Below are 20,487 nucleotides of genomic sequence, written 5' to 3' on the forward strand. Positions count from 1 at the left end.
CTGGCAAATCAAACGGCCAGCCACCACGCCCCGATCGCCATCCACACCGGGATCAAAACAATCCCCAGCAAAGAAGTCGACAAGACCACCCGAAGAGCCGTCGCCGTGTCGCCTTCGTACAGCCTTGTCAAAACAATCGGGAACACAGCCGACGGCATCGCTGCTTCCAACAACAGCACTTGCTTCAAATCCGTCGCGGTCACCGTCACCGATGCGATCCCTAGCATCACGATCGGCATGAACAACTGGCGGAATCCGACCGCCAACCCGATCACCGGCGCGGAACCGCTCCAGTCCGCTGCTCGCAAGAAGTCGACCAGGATCGCTCCGCTGAGCAACAGCCCCAGCGGAATGGAACTGGACGCCAACAACCCGACCGATCGCATCACCGAAGTTGGAATCAAGGTTTCCGCTCCCGTTGCACGAATCGACAATGCGACGATAACCGCGATCAAAGGAGCACTGGTTGCGACCGGGCTGACTCGCTCCCAATTTCGACGCCAAGCACTCTGCTGATCCTTCGGACGCTTCTTGCCGTTGCTGCCGGTCACGATCGCCACACCGACGCTCCAAAGCGAAATGTCGACGCCGACGTTGTGCAAAATCATCTCGACTTCCGCGTTCGGATAAGTGATCTGGGCCAGCGGCAATGGGATGTACCCGTAATTGCAGATCCCGGCACAAAGGGCAAACGCACGTTGCTGAGCATCCGTTTTCAGACCAACGTATGGACCGATCGTCTTGGCGACATACCAAGCTGCCAGAAATCCAAAGGTGGTGATGGTGAACCCAAGCAGCGGTGGCAGCCACGCGGACGCGAGCGAATCCAATGTCGAATCGCCCAAAATCCGGTCCAGAAACAAACAAGGTAGCAGCACTTTCGCGGTCAACTTGGCCAGCGAAACGTCGGCCTGGTGCGTCAGCCAATGCTGAATCCGGCACAACGCACCGACGCCCATGACGAGAAAGACCCCCAACACGCTGCTGATGATGACGGCGAAAGCTTCCGGGTCCATCAACATGGGTGAGCTTCCTCGCATCGATCGTCGAGAGCTTCCGTTTTCACGTTTCGACTTGCCACGCGGGTACCGGGTTTCGTATCTGTGATGCGATGGAAACCGTGTCGATCCAAGCGAAACATTATTGGACGTGCCTGTGGCCGGGGATGTCGGAATTGTGGTGGCGCGGACGATTGTCAGCCCTGCCCACCGCCGTCGCGTTTGCCGCGGTCGTCAACGCATTGCTGATCGCTAAATTCATCTATCCCGGCTGGTTGTCCGGGGCACTGGTCATGCTGGCCTGCTGGATTGCCGTCGCCGCCTGGGTCGTGCTGACGGTACGTTCGTTCCGCGAACTGCCATTGCTACTGGCGCCGCGGCAAGTCAGCGATCAACCGGACCGCTTCGCCGAGGCTCAGCTCGCCTATTTAACGGGCAACTACGCGTTGGCAGAAGAGGCGTTGACAGCAGGATTGTCAATCGAACCGCGTGATCCGCCCGCTTTGCTGCTCCTGGCCGCCGTGCTGAGACACACCGGGCGACTGAACGCCGCTGATGCCCTGCTGACCGAAATTCCAAAATTAGAAGCCGCCGCCGCTTGGAACCTGGAATGGGAAAGCGAACGCGCCCGTCTGGAACGCGACCTCGATGCACGAGGCGAACTGCAGGACGACGCTGACCCTGGTCACGAAACACCTGAGAACATCGAAGACACCGACACCAGCCCACCACCTGCCGCCTCAACGGCCGAATCAGCAAGCGAAACAACCGGCCCCCATCCTGCTGTCGCGGAAGCGTCGGACGACGGTGAAGCAGACATGGCCGATGACGATGAATCCGATCCTGCAACGCTCTCCATCGACACAGCACTGCAATCCTTCTCGCCCAATGAGGAACATGACCTCGATGACGAGCGACCAAACTCCGGTTATTCAGAAGCGGCCTGATCTCGTTTCAGCGTTCTTCGCGGAGACGCGTTCGCTCGATAAAATCAGAGCATGAATGCTTTCCCCGCTCGCCGACATCTTCCATCTCGCCCCACTTCTTCCCCAAGCAGCGACTGCAAAAGGCCGCGACACGCTGGTGTGTCATTGGTGGAAGTCATCGTTGTGGTGTTCATCCTCATCATTCTGCTGGCGTTGTCGATTCCGTTTGTTCGCAACATGCGTGAGCTGACTCGACGAAGCAATTGCGATCAGAATTTGATCCGCTTGGGACTAGCCATGCAGGCCTACTCGACCGACCAAGCCCACCTGCCTTCCGGAACCGCATCATTCAACGCAACCTTTCGATTTTGGCCGGACGTCCCATCGCCGGACGAACCCAACACCGATGCCTCGCCAGTCGATCTTGCCATCGTCAGCGAACCCGATGGCTATCATCACAACTGGGCACTGGCCTCACTCCCGTACGTTGACCAAGTGGGACTGTTTCAATCGGTTGATACCGCAGCAAGTATCTATTCCGATTCCAATCGCCTGATTCGCGAAACGATGATTCCGGTCTTCCGCTGCCCGTCGGATGATTCTGTGCCCACGAACGCGAGCTATGCGGGACTGCACCATTCCACGGCCAGCCCAATCCGAGCGTCCAACGACGGACTGATGTTCCTCAATGGTTGGGTTCGCCCGGAAGAAGTCCCTGACGGAATGTCCTCGACGATCCTGTTCGGCGAGAAGCTTTCCTTCGCGGGAGAACTTGGATGGTGCAGTGGCACGCGGTCAACGCTTCGCAACGCCGGACACGTGATCAACACGATTCCGCAAGCTGACCAACTTGAGAACCCGAGCTTTGTCGGCGGATTAGGAAGCCGACATTTTGGTGGAGCCAGCATCATCAAAGGTGACGGAGCAGTGACGTTTATCTCGGAAACAATCGATCAACCGCTGTTCCGATCGATGGTCAATCGCAACGACCAACTGGAACTCGGAACCGACGCGGCAACCACTGAATGATCCTGGACGAGCCGGCTCAGATGCGCTGCCGACGAATTGCCCTGGGGTCCACCAAACCTCAACCGAGGTCTTTTTCCCACTGACGGCCTTGTTCGTCTTCAGTGAACTTCAGCGTAGCAAATTGTTCCTTCAACTTCACCGCATTGGAATCAATCGTCGTTTCAACCGTGAAGATCTGGCGGTTGGAAAGTGCCTGCACGATCGACGAGACCAGAAACTGCTCATGCGTCGACAATTCGCGTTCGGCCATCGATGCTACGAAACCCTTCTTGGGCTGCGGCGCGGGAAAACCATTCAGCTCAACCGGATGCATTAAACGCAGCGAGAGAATCGATCGGGCCCCATCCATGACCTGGCCTTCCGGATCGCCCACCCATAAATCCATCGCGGCGAGCTGCTCGTTGGTTTGGTGATCAACCAAAACATTGCGTTCCATATCGAAATGGCTCATCGCGACCGCCGTGCGATGGTTCAGCGGCAACATCGGCAAGCGATCGATCCGCGTCGAACGACGCAGTTGCAGAAATTCGCGATTGACCGGCGGGCGATAGGTCGATGTGTTCACGACCAAACGCAACAAACTACGTGCAACATGGAATCCATGCCGAGACAACAACGACGCCACGCGTGCGTCCGTCACGGGGACTCCCAACCCATGCCCAATCGGCGGCAACCCGCCATAACCATTTCGTGCATCGCGAACGGGCCCGACACAAATGCGTTTGACTCCCGCGTCCGCGGCCCGCTGCATCGTTTCGATCAACAACGAATCGCACATCGACAAACCGGCTTCGCCAGCAAAGCAAATTGCGGCGACCAACGATGTTGGCACCGCATCCACTTCGGGGACTTCCGCGATGGCTTCGGGCGAATCGCTTTCCAGCAATTCGGGTGGCGGCGATTGCCAATCGTCAGAGAACTGATGGCACCACGCCACCACTTCACCATCGACCTCGGCAACCAAAAGACTGGCCGGATCAAAGAACGTTCGCGAAAGCACGGCACGTTCCAAGATCGAAACGCTGACCGGCGGAATCTGACCGGCGGTTTCCCAGTGACGCATCCAAACGTCAAATAGGCCGGGAAGATCAGAGTTGCGAAACGGACGGATGTTCGCCATGAGGGTAAAACACGGTGCAATGAAAACGAAACAGGTCGGTGGTTCATCCTACCGTGAAATCGCTTTCATGTGTCCCACACACCAGTCTCATCACGCGGGATTGCGGACACTACTTTTCGAGTTGTTCCATCACGCGGCGAGCGATCACTTGGATCGCTTCCAATGGCAACTCCGACGAACCGGTCATCTTTGCTTGGGTGGATCGAACCATCGCATTGATCTCTCGTTCCGCCGTCACGATCAATGCTTGTTGCTTGTCCGACAATGGAACGCGGCCTCGACCAAGGTCCCATCCACGCGCTCGCGCTCCCGCGCGGAAGCCCGCCGGAAACTCTCCCAGGCCGATCATCGCGTCGAACAACGGCAGCAACATGTACTGCAACTCCATCGCTAGTTTGTGATCACCGTCGGCGCAAGCCCGATGAATCGCACGCGTCAGCTCAGGCAATACGCCACTGGTCGCGTTCGTTCCACCATCTGCTCCCGCGATCAACATGGGCGCGAGTGCAGCATCCCACCCTGTCAGAAACGAAAAATCGTCTCGCATCGGTCGGATCGCGGCCATCATTCGCATCAAGTTCGGTAGATCACCGGAACTGTCTTTCAAACCGATGATTCGCGGGTACTCTTCCGCCAATCGGATCACCACATCGACTTCGATCGGCGACGCAAACAAAGGAATGTTGTACAGCGTCACGTCGACCCGCACGCCGCGAGCGATGTGGGCGTAGTAAGCGTGAACGCCTTCGCTGCTGATCGGATAATAAAAAGGCGCGACGATCGCGACCGCTCGAACCCCCATGTCGCCATAAGCATTGCAGGCCTCGATCGTTTCTTCGACGTTGGCCTCCGCCGCCCCCGCCAATACGGGAACCCGTCCGGCTGCTTGATCAACGACAATCCGAACGATGTGACGGCGTTCCTCCGCGGTGAAACGAACGAACTCACCCGTGCTGCCATTGGGGTACAAACCATCGACGCCATGGTCGATCAACCAATCGACATACCCACGCAGCTTGTCTTCATCAACGCGTCCCCGGTCATCCACCGGCGTGATGTTGGGAGTCAAAATGCCGGAGATGCGTCGATTCATGCTGAGTGTCAGTTCGGAGAGGAAGGAGCCAACCCCAGCAGTTCATGGAGTCGGTCAGGTGGCTGATAGCCTACTCGGTGAGCGATCACTTTGCCGCGCGGAACGGCTAACAATGTCGTCGGATAAGTGGTCACTGGAATCCGAGCCAGGATATTCGGATTCGTATCGGGCCGCAGGATGATCGGCACAAAACCATTGGCGAGTCGAGACCGGATGCTCGCATCGCAGAAAGTGTTTTGTTTCATCGCGTCGCAAAAGCGACAATCCTCTGACGTGATGAAAATCAGCATCGGTCGCCCAGAACGCCGAGCGGCAGCCCATCCCGAGTCAAAATCATCGTGCCACATTGGCGTGTCTGCCGAAACAAGCTCGGTGGCACTCGGTCGAGCCACTTTCGATGCAGACAAACTCGAAACCACCTTGCCGATGATGGGCATCTCGGCACTTGCGGTGGATGAGAAGAGCCCAATGAATGCGGTCATCGCCGCCATCCGCCATCCATAGCTAAACCGAAAAAGAAAAGAAACGCATCGTCCGATACGCGGCGAAACAGATTGGCGATCATCGCCGGTTCCGCAAATCCGGTTGCTTCCCGCAACCACTGACTGAGCCATGAGATTTCCCCTCGTAAGGCAAAGACACAACCCTCACAGCGAAAAGACGGAAGCCATGAGGACCTAGAACGGTCGAAACCTATGCGTCTGAAAATGGCCTCACAAGTGTCAAAAATTAGCGATCGGGCAATTTGCGTCGTTTTTATGACGACAGCCTAGAAAACGCTCGATCGCCGCCCCTCGATCGGAACATGCTTCACCCTCACGCGGTGAAATCAGCCGCAAACGCCTAGACAAACGACCACCGGCAATGGTCTTTGGCTGGCGCGGCTAATCCGTTCACCGATTCGGATCAGACGGCATGCAAGGTTGCAACAACCGTCTTTGACTCGTCGCTTAGCAATGAGCGGGAAGCAAGTGTCAGTTACCTTTTTGTGCGAAGCACCCCATGGGCCGTTCCGGCAAAAGGTACCTGACAACTATTCCCCGACCGATTCTTACTTGGACCGCTGATAGATTGCGGTGAGCAAGGACTCGGTGTCTTTGAACTTCTTGCCCGTTGCCAACGTTTCGTCGATCAACTTACGAGCATCCGACTCGGAGTGCCCCAGCGTGACCAATGCATCGTAGGTATCCGAAACGATTGGAGATTCGACTTCCATCGCATCGGCAACTTCTCCCCCAGCGACCATCAACGCGAAACGAGGCATTTTGCGACGCAGTTTCGCGATGACCTTTTCGCTGGTTGCCGGTCCGATGCCGGGAAGCGCTGACAACGTTTTCGCGTCTTGCTCTTCAATCAAAACGGCGAGCTCTTTGACGGGTCGAACCATCGCCCGAAGAGCCTTCTTCACGCCAACACCATCGACACTGCAGAACAGGTCAAAGAACTGTCGCTCGGGTAGCGTTGAAAATCCGATTAGCCGCGGAGTGAGGCGTCCGCCTTGAGCGTTGCCCTCGATGTAGTCCAGCGTGTGCAACCGAACTTCGTTGCCGATCTGGTTTTGCAACTGCCGGCGGGTGTAGTCGCCCACGTAGACTTCATAGTCAAACGGGGCCGCCTGGATGATGACACTGATCTCGCCCACTTGGACCAGTTTGCCAGCAATCGAAACGATCATGAGGAAACAGATTCAGGATTGGAGTGATACTTGAACAACCGATCCAGAACACCGTTGATGAACCGCGGGCTGTTTTCGCCGCCATAGCGTTTCGCCAAGGTCAACGCCTCGGAAATCGCCACTTGGCCGGGCGTTCCACTGTAGAGAATCTCGTAGGCTCCCAAACGCAACACGTTGCGATCTGTCACCGGCATGCGGTGCAGGGCCCAGTTCGTGGAAAGCTTGGTGAGCTTCGCGTCGATGTCATCGCGACGCGCCATCGTGCCATCCAAAAGCTCAGCCGCAAAATCCGTGAGGACCTTTCGACCTTGCAAACGGGAGCGGATGAATTTGCGTGACGTGGCTGCATCACGCCAATCATTGAGATCGGCTTCGTAGAGAAGCTGCAGGACTATTTCGCGGGCGCGTCGACGTGTGGACATGCGAGCGATCATCCCGCAGGGACCTCAGAAGTGTCAACTAGGCCACAACAAAAATCGACCATGACAAAAAGCCGGCCACTTCGATGAAGTGAGCCGGCTTTCGATGAATTTTCTTGGTAATCGAGCGAGCCGACTACGCTTGGAACGAGCTTCCGCAACCGCAGCTTTTCACAGCGTTCGGGTTGTTGAACGTGAAGCCTTGTTTTTCGAGGCTGTCGTACCAGTCGACTTCGGTGCCGTCGAGGTAGAGCGAGCTCTTCTTGTCGACCACGACGCTGACACCGTGGCAGTCATACTTTGAATCAGCCTTCATGTCGAAGCTGTCGTCGAAGTTCAACGTGTAGTTGAATCCGCTGCAGCCACCGCCGGCGACACCAATCCGCAATAGCATCGAATCGTCGAAGTTGTGTTCCTTGCGAAAACGCATGACTTCTTCGGCCGCGCGCTCAGTCAATTTGATTGCCATCGTTCGGATGATCCTCGTGAATGGATGGACAGTTGTTTGAAGTTAGGTCCGAGTCGGAACTGCACAGAACGAGTTGCCCGAACTTGTTCCATCGACATAAACAGTCAATGGCCATATTCGTTCACTGCCCGCAGCCATGCAAATCGTTTCAACAATGCAAACGGCTTGCCAATGCCAAAACCAGTCAACTTGGCAGTTTTTGCACCAATCGGCCCACTACTTAGTGATTGACGATTGTACCCGCAGGCCGGCCAAATCAACAACCTCTTTTCGCACCGAAGGAGTGTCCGGTTCATTTTGCCTCCGAAGGTGCGGGTTCGGAATGCAACCACCCAGCACCGGGTTGCTAGCATTCAACACGGTGTTTCCCGCCATTTTTGACATCGCCGCACGCCCCGGGAATCGTTGGCAAACGTTTCTGCCGGGTGAAATCTGCCCGTCAAGAATTGAAATTTTGGCCCGCAAGCTGCTCGACCGGTAAAATGCTCCACGGCAGGCGGAGGTTCGCTGAGATCGATCACAGCGAGTCTTTTCGCGTGTCCTTTTCTCTTCTATCGCACCGTCAGGTGATCTCTATGTCCGATTCTCTCGCCAACCGCATTGGTCGCGGCGCAGCGGCCAACCGCCGTTCTTTTTTGAAACGCTCATCGCTCGCCGCCGCATCCGTGATGGTGGTTTCGCCGCACGTGTTGGGTGGTCCGGGCAAAACGCCCCCCAGCGACCAATTTCGATTCGCTCAGATCGGCGTCGGCGGCCAGGGGGCACGCGATGTCCGCCGGATGATCCACGCCGGAGGAACCCCCGTCGCACTATGCGATGTCGATGTCCAACGTGCGGGCAAAACATTTTGCCAGCACCCAGACGTCGAACGATTCACTGACTATCGAGTGATGTTGGATGAATTCGACAAGGAATTCGACGCGGTGGTCATCAGCACCCCCGATCACACCCACGCCACGATTGGCTTGGCCGCGATACGTCATGGCAAACATGTTTACATGCAATGCCCGATGGCCCGGACGTTTGACGAAGTCCAACGATTGAAGGCTGCGGCAAAGCAATCCGGGTTGGCGATCCAGATGGGCAACCAGGGTCATTCCAGCCTGCACATGCGAGCGTTCAGGGACATCATCGAGCGCGGTGTGATCGGCGAAATTGAATCCGTGCATTGTTGGACCGATCGCCCTGAGTGGCCGCAAGGCATGACCTCGGTGCCTACATCGACAACAGCTCCAATTTCACTTGACTGGGATCTATGGCTCGGCCCCGTCGCAGATCGTCCGTTCTGCAAAGGCTACCTGCCGGTCGCTTGGCGTGGATGGTGGGACTTCGGCACCGGTGCACTCGGTGATATGGGTTGCCACCTGCTTGACCCCGCTTTCACGACCATGGGTTTGCAACTGCCTCGTCGCATCACCGCTGACTGCGAAACCGCGACGTCGATCGCTTATCCGGTTTGGTCACAAATCGAGATGGAGTTCGACGCGACGGATGTTTGCCCGAATGGGCTGAAGCTGACTTGGTACGACGGCGGCAAACAACCCGAAACCCCAACCATCATCGCCGATGAAACGACTGGCGAACCAGGCTATTCGGCTGGTGGAAGCGGATGCATGATTGTCGGCAAGAAGATGACATTGGTTGGATCAACGCTTGCAGGCGAACCGGACCAAATGCCACAAATCGTCGCCGTTTCCAGCGACGATGACAACGAACTCGCGGAAGCACGCCAAGCCGGACGCAAACGCGTGGAGCAACTCTCCGCAGAAAACGATGAAACGTCGAAATCTCATTACGAACGTTGGATTCAAGCAGCTCGTGAAGGCAAGTCGGAATCATTGACCAGTGATTTGCAGATCGCTGGAACGATGACGCAGTCAGCGCTGCTCGGCTGCATCGCAACTCGCTACCCCGGTCAGACATTGACCTGGGGCGACGAGAAACAACAGTTCGCTGGCTCCGAAGAAGCCAACTCGTTTCTGAGCTTCGAACCTCGCGAAGGCTATCTTTACGAAGCCTGAGATGACTTCGAGCCCGGGTCAAAACGACGTCTTGCCCGCATCCGCCAACCTGTATCACGGTGGTCCCCCACCGTGAACTTAAGACGCGTCTCGGTGGGGGACCACCGAGCTACAGGTTTGGCGTCGACGTGGCAGAACTCATGTCATGACTTTTTCTTCAGCCCCATCAGATACTCCACAACGTCCACCAAACCTTGTTGGTCGGTCGTGTGATGCAAGTTCTCAGGCATGATCGACTTCTCGCTCTTTTTAACGTCGACGATCTCATCCTGATCGAACTCCAAATCAATCGCTTCCGCCGTTCGCAGCACGAGCTTCTCATCCGTCTCGGAAACCAGAACACCGTTGACCACGCGGCCATCTTCGGTCAGCGCGATCATGTTTTCGTAGTTGTGACTGATGCCGGCACTGGGTGCCAAAATCGACGTGAACATCGCTTCGCGAGAAAGCTTCGAACCGATCTCGGACAAGTCCGGGCCGACTTGCTTTCCGAATCCATCCACGATGTGGCAGCTCGCACACGTTGCGACGCCACGAAAGATTGCCATGCCCTTCTTAGAGTCGCCACTCAAACGCACCAGCTCGTCCAGCGGTGGCAGAGGCTTGCTGTCCGCCGCCGCGGGTTGCGGCAACAACTCCTTGGCACGTTTGGCGATCTCATCGTTGGCACTGCGTCCAAGCAAACCACCTGCCAACAAATGAGTGTCAGCGGGCAGCTTCTTCTCTTCCGTCATCTTCAGCAATTCTTCCGCACCACCGTTGGATTTGGCCATGGCACGCACGGAAGCACTACGCAGTCCGTAGTCCATCTCCGCATCGCCTGCGGTCTTCGCCAACAACCCGATCGCCCGTCCGTTGCCAAGCGACCCAAGCAACGACACCACGCGTCCGAGTTGGCCATGATCGTACTTCGAGTCTTTGTCCAAAATGCTAACGAACCGGTTCCATCCGTCCTTTCGCTTCAACAACAAACGCAATGCCGATAGCGACAGATTGTCGTCTCCCTGACGAAGCATCGTTGCGATGAGCTGATCATCCATGTCGCGAATTTCAAACTGATCTACCAGCTCGACAAAGTCCGGATCATCCGCGCGACTTCGGATGTAATCCGTGATCGCCAATTGCGTCTTCGGGAATTTCACCGGATCGAAATCGGGCATCCGCTTCACGGTGCGAACCAGAACCTGCGGATCGACTTCTTCCCCGTTGTTCTCATCAGGCAACAAATGACGAAGAACCAATCCGCGAACGGCATCGGGATGGTACTCCAGCGATCGGAAATAACGTTTGGTTTCGTCACCGGACATTCCACCAGCCAACAACTCAACCATCTTGGCGGCCGCATCGTCGGTTCGCAGACGCCAAACCAAATCTCGACCCGCAGGCGTGTTCCATTCGCCTCCGTTGGCCTTCATCCATGAGGCAAAGCACTCCTCCGCTCGCAAATCACTTCCGATGCCAAGAGCTTCCAACATCCAGCGATCCTTTCCGTCGTAATGCTGAGCAAGCTTTGCCCAAACGTTCGGCATCGCATCGGATTCATCAAACCGCAATGCGACCGCCAGCTCACGCCGGACCGCAGCGGAAGAATCACCAGCCGCATCGCCGCAAACATTCGCAACGGAGAGACCAAGTTGTTTGCACAACCGAATCGCGGTGCAACGAATGTTGACGTCTTCATCGCCGAGAGCCTTTTCCACATACTTCCGGCCTTGGCCTACAATCCTGCCAAGCGACCACAACGCCCGTGCCCGAAAGCGAGGGTTTTCGTCTTGGTAAAGCGAAAGCAACGCATCTTCGGCTTCCGCACCCATCGCGTGCAGCTTTTGCCAAGCAAGATAGCGAACTGAACGGTTCGGATTTTTCATCGCCGCGATGGCTCCATCGACCGACGACAAATCAAACTTCGGCACTGAGTACTTCACGCCCGGCGGAGCCACCCGAAAAAGTCGTCCGCGATCACTGTCTTTTTGATGGTGACCACCAACGCCGGGATCGTACCAATCGGTCACGAACAACGATCCATCGGGAGCCACGCACACATCCGCGGGACGAAACCAATTGTCCGTCGTTCCAGTAATCAACGGTTCGATGGTCGCCGAATACCCGGCACCATCCGTTTTCATTGGATAGGCCCTCACAACGTTGGGTCCCGGATCGCAGTGGATCACTTCGTCCCAAAATCGCTTCGGCAACAAGCGGCCTTCGTACATGCAAATTCCACTCGGAGATCCAGCGCCGGTTTGCAGAACATTGGGAACGACGCCTGGGTCGTTCAAGTGCCAGTGTTGCAGCGGAATCTCATCCTCCAGATTGATTCGATCGGCCCGCCAAGATGCACCGGTTCGTTCGTCTCGGTAGCCGTAGTTGCCTTGTTCCATCACAAAGTTGATACGAGTCCCGCGGTTGCCATCATCATCGTTGTCGCTTTGCCACAACGCGCCGAAAGAGTCGACGGTGGTTTCCCAATTGTTGCGAAAGTTGTGAGCGAGGACTTCGAAGTTTGAACCATCCAAGTCGCATCGAAATGGCATCCCGCCGAACAACGGCTTTCCATCGTCGACGACGGCTCGACCATGAATGTCGACGACCGTTTCGCCGTTAGCATCCTTGACCTGCATCCCAGTGTTGCCGAAGTTCCAATAAAGCTTGCCGTCATCACCGAACAAGAATGAGTGAGCCGAGTGATCGTGCTGAGGTTGTCCCGTTTCAGTGAACAAGGCAACCTTCGAATCTGGAACATCGTCGCCGTCGGTGTCCGTGAATTTCCAAATCGTTGGCGAGGCGGAAACGATGACTTCATTTCCGAGCACACAAATCCCCATTGCCGAATCAATGTCGCGGCCTTGGTAATAGGTGTGGATGTGATCGAGATTGCCGTCGCCCGTGGTGTCTTCCAAAATCAGAATCCGATCGCCTTCAGGACGAGCCCCTTGGTTGCGGCGATAGTTCATGACATCGCAAACCCAAACGCGACCGCGATGATCGATGTCGAGATTGGTCAGGCTGGACAAATCCGGCTCGCTTCCCATCAACGTCACCTCCAAACCTTCGGCCACCTCCAAACCCGCGACGGCCTGTTCGGGCAAGCGCTGTTGATCGACCGCTTTCGCATCGACCTCGTTCAGATCGTTGGGGGCGGCACTGGCATAGACGGCAAAACGAACGCTGGTGTTGTTCCCGTTCTGCTGGTTGGTGCCGCCACTTTCCAAAGCCCCGGTCACGGTCAATTTGTCAAAGCCTGGCGGCACATCGAATTCGATCACGCTGGGAGCATGCGTCCCAATCGATGCCTTGCCTGCGGGCTGGTTTTGGACCAGCACCGGGCCACCGGAACAGTTGGCATTCTTGCGAACTTCGCCCCATCCCGCTCGCGCGGTCACCCAGCCTTGTTCAACCAAGTCCGACGTTCCCTTTGCACCATGCAACGTTGGATCCAACCAAGCCACATGATCGCAGGAATAGTCGTTGCCTCCTTCGCTGACCACCAAAAACAATTTGCGTCTGGCGACTTCATCAACTCCGCTCAAGTCCACCTCGATCGAAACGCGATGGTCCGGCGTTGCCGTTGTCACCAGCGGGCTAACGTAAAGCAGTTGTGGCGTGACCGCCGAAGTGGACTGCTTTGACGGTTGCTTCTTCTTCGATCCGTCTTTTGATTTGGTCTGAGTATTCAACGGGATGTCGAATTCCTTCGCGACTGCTTTCAGATCAAACTTCTTCGGTGGTTCGAAGTCTTGATCAGCCATCAACTGTTCCGCCGGGATTGGCTGCAACGAACCGGCCTCGGTTGTCGGATCATCACCAGCCGTCCAGCGAATCGCATTGGTCACCAATCGACGTACGGGAACGTGCGACCAATTCCAATGATGGTGTCCGCCGGTGAACCCAAAACTGCGACCGCCGATCTCGGGTTCATAAGCCCAAGCGACCGTCTGCAGTTCACCCGCCGCAACCGACTTGCGAGCGTGCGGGTTGCCGGTGTGGGCACTATCCGGACGCCGCATCGTTGACTCGGGAGCAACCGCCTGCAGGATCGGAGTCAGCTTGCCTTTGTCCGAAAAACGCAAGTGGAAGTACCACTCGTCATTGGTCGAGAACGAATCCACACCGTGCGTGATCGGATGCTCAGGCAACGAATCAAATTTCGCGATCCAGTGCGGATTGACGCTGTAGTGAATTTCAAAGTGCCCGCCCAACAACTCGACCATGTCATCGCCGGATTCACCGGGCGACATCTCAGTTGCGTAGTGCAAACAAACCAGGCCTCCGCCGCGTTTCAACAACGCTCGCAATTCATCGCGATGATCAAACGCGACATGTCGGCCTTGCCCGTCGCTGTAGAGAACAATGCTGTCGGCCGACTCCACCTTGGAAGCATCGCTTGGCCAACCACGCACGACTTCGGTTTTGAGATTCGGGTTCGCTTCCAATAAAGATTGCTCGAGAACCTTCAAGCCGGCGTAGTGTTCATGAGCCCCGTAACCGTGACTAGGTTTTCCCGCGATCAGCAGGATCGATTTTTCAGATCCATCGGCGGACTGGGCCTCGGTGGCCAACATGTTCCAAGAGAGAACGGTACACGCGAATGCGGCGACCCAGGACCACGAGGTGGTCGGCAAGACATCATTTTTCATGGAAGCGGGAGAACCAAGGTTCCAGGTGGGAGGATTCCGGCGGGGTGAAACGACAACGGCAGCCGACGCGAAACTCGATGTAGGCGTCGAACTGGAGATCCCGATCCCGGGGCAAGGATGATCGCATCACCCTTCGCCGAGAACAAGAAAGCTCTGAGACCCGTTGTCACTCACTAACAGGGAATCTGATTGTAACCCAACAAGAAGTCCATGGAGTTGCGATCGATTCGCATTCGGGTAACCAAATGAAACCGATCACGGCCTCCGCAATCCGGAAGACCGGAAATCGACTCCGGAACCAAAACCAAACCGATGTTTCGAGCTGCCCGCTGCAGCGGTTTCGACACGCTGGTTCCCTAGCATGGACGCGGCGACTCGATCTCTGCTGAGATCCAGAATCGCCGAGCCAGAACGGCTCTGCTCAGCTGTAAAAGCAGAGGTACGCGGTGGGCTCGATCACTCGAACCTGGAACTTTTGATTGGCATCGATTCGGAACTCGGATCCGGCTGGGTAAGCTCGAAACCCAGGTTCGCCGGGAAGTTTGGCTTCCAGTTTGCCCGAGACGATTTTCATCAGCTCTTTTTCGCTGGTTCCAAATTCGTAGTCGCCCACCAGCATCACGCCGGACGTCGCACGGCCTTCGCCATTTTCGAAGGCGATGGAAGTGACGTTGCCGTCGAAGTATTCGTTGACTTGCATGATGAGATCTCCGCGAAAGGGAACTTGGGACAGGAACGGCGAGGAAGATAATTCAACCCTCACATCTTCGCGAGCCACATTCCTGATCGGATTTGCTCACACCATTTTGGAAAGACAACCCGCCACACGTTCGGCAACGTCCGGCGTCAGCAAGGCTCGATGGTCGATGACCAGCAGCGATTCGCTTAGGTTGGCTGCATTGGCAAGCGAAACCGGTTTGCTGCTTCGGCGATCACTCGTTCGATGCATCGCCCGAAATCCTTCACCGCAGGGCAGCTGAATTGTTCGCAATTGCTGAATCACCTTCGCTCGGATCTCAGCGTTTTTCGCGAGCACCGGAAACTTGTATGGAGCCCGTATCAAATTCGGGTCCTCGTCCCAAACCGCTGCACATCCGACCGACGCCCAATCCAGTTCGCTCAATCGCTGGGCGTTGTGACATCGAATTCGATTGGACTGGGCCAACCATTCCAGTTGCGGTAACAACGCGGCACACTGCAGTGGTGACATGGGAAACGTGTCGCTCGGGCGATCGACGATGCCCTTCAATTTTTGATACTTGCCCTCGTGTTCGGTCGCCAATGCACCACCGTTGCCGCATGTCAGAGGCTTGCTGCCGCCAAAGCTGTACGTGGTCCAATCCGCGAAAGAACCGACCGGCACAAAAGCCGTTGAGCCATCCGCGTTTGGTTTGATCCGTCCCGCGCTCATCGCCTGACAAGCGTCCTCGACCAAAAACCATTTGCGTTGCCGGCACAGATCGGCGAGTTTTTCTGATTGGATGAGCTGACCGTGCAAATGCGAAACCAGCAAAATTGACTCCGGCGGTGCCTGAATCTGCTCAATCGACTCGAGCGACGGCGAGATTCCCGTTGAAGTTCGGCCGTTCCGCGTCCCCGAAGTGGGCTGCGTGTCGCACAGCACCGGGCGTCCGCCCAGCAATTCGACAGTTCGAAAATTGCCGGGGTAATCGTAGGCGGACAAAATCACCTGAATCGCCTCGATCCGCTTTGTACCGGCCGGTCCAACTCCCAATGCTCGTAGAGCCAACTCGATCGCGGACGATCCTGACGGACACAACCGGACTTTGGCGGGGCCCCCGAATGCCGTGATTCCGTCTGGCGCAGACCATTCCCCCGCGGCCAGACCCACCGAGTTCCGGCAACGCTCGTAGACACCGGCTTGTTCACTTTTGGCAGCGGTGGTCTCGGGATACGTGCCCCACTGACCATCACCTAAGACTTCTGAGACCGATTTTTCGATCTGGATGGTCAGTTTCGCGTGTTTTGGCGGCCATGCCGGCCACCCATCGGAGGCAACGTCGAACGATTCTTCAGCGGGAAGATCCAAGGGATTCTCAGTGCTACGCAAAGGAGGATGGCGAGGCAAGTTAGGGCTGGGCTTGTGGCGATTTTTTTGCTTCCATATCATGCCGCATTGCGAAAGACGCAGGCAACCACCAGCCAGGACGGCTGGGGCCGCGTCAAGCTAGTGTCATCATCCCCGGAACCTCTGTCTTGTTGCCCTCTTCCGATCTGTTCTTAACCGATCTACCGCGGCAGGCAAACTTGCTCGCCTTTCAGTTGCTGGCACAGGACGCAGCGCCCGCTGGAGAGTCGTCGATTCTACAGCGAATTCTCGAAAACCCTCTGATTTTGCCTGTCGGCGTCGTGGCGATCTTCTACGTCACGTACTTCGGCCCGGAACGACGACGTCGTGCCGAGGAAGCAAAGATGATGTCTTCGATGGCCAAGAACGATCGCGTGGTCACAATCGGCGGCATCCACGGAACGATCGTTTCAGCAGCACCAGACAGTGAAACGGTGACGTTGAAGATCGACGAAAACGGTTCGACACGCATCAAAGTCAATCGGTCAGCCATCGTCAAAATCGTCGGCGAACCGAAAAACAAACCCGACAACGATTCGTCGGACTGACCTCTTCCCAAACCATCCTTCCCACAGCGACTGGTTTTGGTCGCAGCGGACACATCGCACCCGTACTTAGAAACCACGATGGATCTTTCGACTCTCCCCGATTTTTGCCAATCGATTTCGGCACAGTGGCTCGCTCAAACCGACGCTGCCGTTGCCAACGAAGTCTCCAAGGGCATCAGCATCGAACAGTTCTTGACGCTGCTCAGCGCCGCAGCCGTCCTGATTCTGCCGTTCATTGTTGGCAACTTCTTGGCGAAATCCTTGAAGATGCCAACTTATGGCACTCGCTTCGGTTTCATCTTGCTCGCGATCACCGCCAGCGGCGTGACCCTTGCAAACAAGCTCCCCAGCCTCGGTATCGACCTGTCGGGCGGTACGATCTTGGTTTACGAACTGGATCCGGAAAAGCAAGCGGCTGTCATCGAAAGCGGAGGACAACGGATTACCAGTGAAGATTTGGTCGGTCCCCTTACCCGCCGAATCAACCCCGCGGGCACGCAAGAAATCGTCATTCGCCCCTATGGCGAACAACAAATCGAAATCATCATTCCCGAGAAAGATCCCGACGCGGTTGAACGCATCAAAGGCCTAGTCGAAGAAGCCGGACAACTCCGTTTCGCAATTTTGGCTAACCAGTTTGATCACCAAACGCTGATCAACGAAGCGATCGAACAAGCTGAGTCGACTCAGCCCGGCGTCGCGACCAAGGACATGGTTGGTTCACCAGAAGACTCGCTCTACGGCATCTGGGCTCGCATCGGATTCGAAGAAAAAGAAACTGATGGCATTCGTCCGATGCTGGTTCCAATCAGCGGTGCCTTGGCTCGCAACCCACGCACCGGTGCGATCCTGAACGTTCCAGCCGAAGCCCGAGTGGGCGATGAAACCGTTTCAGTCGCGAGATGGTTGCAGACCCAAGACTTCGACAACATCGAAGTCCTGATGGTGATCAACCCCAAGCTGGACATCCTGGGTGAAGACCTTGCTTACGCCGCCAGCACCTTCGATGAGAAGGGAGCCCCTGCGGTTGCCTTTACGTTGACCGACATGGGTTCCGGACGTTTCCGCGCCCTGACAACCAACAACGCTCCCGATGGTTCCCGCACTCGCCAATTGGGCATCGTGCTCGATGATGAGCTGCTTTCGGCTCCATCGATCCAAGAGCCCATGAACAAGAACGGTCGCATTACGGGTAACTTTACCCGCGATCAAGTCGACTCGTTGGTTCAAATCCTGAAGGCTGGCCAGTTGCCAGCCACCGTGACCAAGCAACCCATCGCTGAAAACGAAGTGGGTGCAACCTTGGGTGCGGACACCCGGACAAAGGGTCTGTACTCGATCGCAATTTCGCTTGGCTTGGTGCTCGTCTTTATCTTGGTCTACTACCGATTCGCCGGCGTCGTCGCCTGCATCGCATTGATCATGAACATGGCGATGATCTTGGCCACGATGGTCTTTATCAACCAACCGTTGACCCTGCCCGGTTTGGCCGGTTTGGTTTTGACGGTCGGTATGTCGGTCGACGCGAACGTTCTGATCTTCGAACGCATCCGAGAAGAACTGAGCAAGGGCGCGAAGGCTCGCATGGCGATTCGCAACGGTTTCGCTCGAGCGACCACGACGATCATCGATGCCAACCTGACCACACTGATCACCGCCATCGTTCTCTATGCGATCGGTACCGACCAAATCCGTGGCTTTGCCGTCACGTTGATCTTGGGCATCCTGTACTCGATGTTCACCGCCATTTACGTTTCGCGAACGATCTTCGACTTGGCCGAACGCCGCGGATTCTTGTCGCTCGGAATGTCCGATGGTGTGAACAGCATTCGCTCGGCTTTCGCCGGTGGTGGCCAGTTCAACTTCATCAGCAAAGGCAAGGTCACCCTGACCATGTCGGCCATCTTGGTCGTTTGCGGTCTCGCCGCCTTGTTCGCTCGCGGACAAAGCATCCTGGACATCGACTTCGCTGGTGGTTCCTCGGTTCAATTCCGAGTCGACGAGCCGACCAAGGCTGATGAAATTCGCGAGATCATGAACAAAGCCGTCGCCGCCTCCGACAACAGCTCGGTTCAATTCACGGTCAACGGAGTTTCAATGGAGGGAACCGAAGAAGGCACCGTCTTCAAAATCGACTCCTCGGTTGAACGAGTTGAAGACCTCAAACGAGTCATCCAAGAAGGCTTCGCTGCCTCCGAATCGGTTGGCTTGGTCACCTACAGCGTCGACATCACCCCCGCAGACCTGCCAGGTGCAACGCCGGAAGACGCCGCTCCTGAAGCGGAAGAAACAAGCTCGTCCGATCCTGCTGAACCATCCGAAACCTCGACCAGCCAATGGCAATCGGTGGACAACGGTGTGATGCTGGTCGTGGCTCAAGCAGACGACGACGAAGAAGCTGCTGCTGAAGAAACCAATGCCGAAGAAGCTCCGGAAACCGAAGCAGACGCTGCGGAATCAGACGGGCCCAAAATGGAAGCCCGTGAATTTCCCGGCCTCGCTTTCAGCACCTCCGACATCTCGCTCGGCATCAAGGGGGCCGATGGAGTCGCAGTCAAAAACGAAGAAGGCTTGGTCGACTCGATCGTGGCCGCTGCCGAATCCGCTGGCGTGCCAATCAACAAGGACGGCATTGTTGTCAAACCTCTCGGTGAAGACATCGAAGCCTGGTCACCGGGTTCGACTTTGGCGTTCCCGAAATGGCGTGTCCAATTGCCTCTCGGCGGTGACAACGCGATCAAGGTCATGGCTGAAATGGAAAAACAACTCGACAGCGATCCAGTTTGGATCAGCAGCAGTGCCGTTGGTGCTCGCGTCGCTGGCGATATGATCAGCCGTGCATTCGGAGCTCTGTTCGCTTCGCTGCTTTGCATCATCGGTTACATCTGGTTCCGATTCCAACGCGTCATCTACGGCTTCGCCGCTGTCGTCGCCTTGCTTCACGACGTCGCCATCACGCTCGGTGCGATCGCGATCAGCTACTGGGTTGCCGATGCACTTGGCTTCTTGCTGATCGACCCGTTCAAGATCTCGCTGACGGTTGTCGCCGCATTGCTGACAATCATCGGTTACTCGCTCAACGACACGATCGTGGTCTTTGACCGTATTCGTGAAACGAAGGGCAAAGCCCCACGCTTGACCGGCGAAATGATTAACACCAGCATCAACCAAACGCTCAGCCGAACGTTGCTGACATCGTTGACGACGTTGATCGTGGTCGTGCTGTTGTACGCCTTCGGCGGCGAAGGCATTCACGCCTTTGCGTTTGCTTTGGTGATCGGCGTCATCGTCGGTACCTACAGTAGCGTGTTCGTCGCCAGCCCCGTGCTTTTGTGGTTGGTGGAACGAGCCGAGAAAAAAGCAGCCAACGCTTGATCAACCGCCGCGGACCATCCGCGACGATCAGTTAGCTCACACGAACTCCCTTTCGATTCATCGGAAGGGAGTTTTTTCGTGTCTGTAC

Annotated in this window: 15 protein-coding genes; 5 read left to right on the forward strand and 10 right to left on the reverse strand. The window is 56.3% G+C overall.

Features of this window, described 5'->3' with window-relative positions; genetic code table 11:
- Positions 1-8: 8 nt before the first annotated feature.
- Complete coding sequence (locus RB_RS09150) at positions 9-1,022, reverse strand: AEC family transporter (RefSeq protein ID WP_007326973.1); 1,014 nt, start codon at positions 1,020-1,022, stop codon at positions 9-11.
- A gap of 2 nt (positions 1,023-1,024) precedes the next feature.
- Between RB_RS09150 and RB_RS09155 the strand changes: the two genes are divergently transcribed.
- Positions 1,025-1,945: a tetratricopeptide repeat protein gene (locus RB_RS09155; RefSeq protein WP_011119989.1), complete on the forward strand. Its 921-nt coding sequence runs from the start codon at positions 1,025-1,027 to the stop codon at positions 1,943-1,945.
- A gap of 138 nt (positions 1,946-2,083) precedes the next feature.
- A complete protein-coding gene (locus RB_RS09160; protein ID WP_164922796.1) occupies positions 2,084-2,953 on the forward strand; it encodes a DUF1559 family PulG-like putative transporter in 870 nt (289 codons plus the stop codon).
- 58 nt (positions 2,954-3,011) lie between these two features.
- Here the strand turns inward: RB_RS09160 and RB_RS09165 are convergent, their stop codons facing one another.
- The 6 genes from RB_RS09165 to RB_RS09190 all read right to left on the reverse strand — a co-directional run bounded on the left by RB_RS09165 (position 3,012) and on the right by RB_RS09190 (position 7,729).
- Positions 3,012-4,073 (reverse strand): GNAT family N-acetyltransferase, encoded by a 1,062-nt coding sequence (locus RB_RS09165; protein WP_011119991.1) that lies wholly within the window; start codon positions 4,071-4,073, stop codon positions 3,012-3,014.
- Positions 4,074-4,182: 109 nt separating this feature from the next.
- On the reverse strand, positions 4,183-5,166 hold the full coding sequence (locus RB_RS09170) for a dihydrodipicolinate synthase family protein (protein WP_011119992.1): 984 nt from the start codon (positions 5,164-5,166) through the stop codon (positions 4,183-4,185).
- Between the two features lie 8 nt (positions 5,167-5,174).
- On the reverse strand, positions 5,175-5,780 hold the full coding sequence (locus RB_RS09175) for a thioredoxin family protein (protein WP_164921765.1): 606 nt from the start codon (positions 5,778-5,780) through the stop codon (positions 5,175-5,177).
- 437 nt (positions 5,781-6,217) lie between these two features.
- Complete coding sequence (ruvA, locus tag RB_RS09180; RefSeq protein ID WP_007326966.1) at positions 6,218-6,841, reverse strand: Holliday junction branch migration protein RuvA; 624 nt, start codon at positions 6,839-6,841, stop codon at positions 6,218-6,220.
- A complete protein-coding gene (gene nusB / locus RB_RS09185) occupies positions 6,838-7,275 on the reverse strand; it encodes a transcription antitermination factor NusB (RefSeq protein ID WP_007326965.1) in 438 nt (145 codons plus the stop codon). Before nusB ends, ruvA begins: the two co-directional genes overlap by 4 nt.
- Positions 7,276-7,396: 121 nt before the next feature.
- Complete coding sequence (locus tag RB_RS09190; protein WP_007326964.1) at positions 7,397-7,729, reverse strand: HesB/IscA family protein; 333 nt, start codon at positions 7,727-7,729, stop codon at positions 7,397-7,399.
- Positions 7,730-8,304: 575 nt separating this feature from the next.
- Here RB_RS09190 and RB_RS09195 point away from each other — a divergent pair.
- Positions 8,305-9,750 carry a Gfo/Idh/MocA family oxidoreductase gene (locus tag RB_RS09195; protein ID WP_011119999.1) on the forward strand — a complete coding sequence of 482 codons (1,446 nt, stop codon included), beginning with the start codon at positions 8,305-8,307 and terminating at the stop codon, positions 9,748-9,750.
- A gap of 143 nt (positions 9,751-9,893) precedes the next feature.
- Here the strand turns inward: RB_RS09195 and RB_RS09200 are convergent, their stop codons facing one another.
- The 3 genes from RB_RS09200 to RB_RS09210 all read right to left on the reverse strand — a co-directional run bounded on the left by RB_RS09200 (position 9,894) and on the right by RB_RS09210 (position 16,437).
- Positions 9,894-14,387 (reverse strand): PVC-type heme-binding CxxCH protein, encoded by a 4,494-nt coding sequence (locus RB_RS09200; RefSeq protein ID WP_011120000.1) that lies wholly within the window; start codon positions 14,385-14,387, stop codon positions 9,894-9,896.
- 421 nt (positions 14,388-14,808) lie between these two features.
- On the reverse strand, positions 14,809-15,087 hold the full coding sequence (gene ppnP, locus RB_RS09205; RefSeq protein WP_011120003.1) for a pyrimidine/purine nucleoside phosphorylase: 279 nt from the start codon (positions 15,085-15,087) through the stop codon (positions 14,809-14,811).
- A gap of 96 nt (positions 15,088-15,183) precedes the next feature.
- A complete protein-coding gene (locus RB_RS09210) occupies positions 15,184-16,437 on the reverse strand; it encodes a DegT/DnrJ/EryC1/StrS family aminotransferase (RefSeq protein ID WP_164921766.1) in 1,254 nt (417 codons plus the stop codon).
- Positions 16,438-16,604: 167 nt separating this feature from the next.
- Between RB_RS09210 and yajC the strand changes: the two genes are divergently transcribed.
- Both yajC and secD read left to right on the forward strand, forming a co-directional pair.
- Positions 16,605-17,024, forward strand: a complete 420-nt coding sequence (gene yajC, locus RB_RS09215) for a preprotein translocase subunit YajC (protein WP_007330921.1) — start codon at positions 16,605-16,607, stop codon at positions 17,022-17,024.
- A 78-nt stretch (positions 17,025-17,102) separates the two neighbouring features.
- Positions 17,103-20,399 carry a protein translocase subunit SecD gene (gene secD / locus RB_RS09220; protein WP_164921767.1) on the forward strand — a complete coding sequence of 1,099 codons (3,297 nt, stop codon included), beginning with the start codon at positions 17,103-17,105 and terminating at the stop codon, positions 20,397-20,399.
- Positions 20,400-20,487: the final 88 nt, after the last annotated feature.

It is taken from the genome of Rhodopirellula baltica SH 1 (assembly GCF_000196115.1).
GTDB classification, from domain to species: Bacteria; Planctomycetota; Planctomycetia; order Pirellulales; family Pirellulaceae; genus Rhodopirellula; species Rhodopirellula baltica.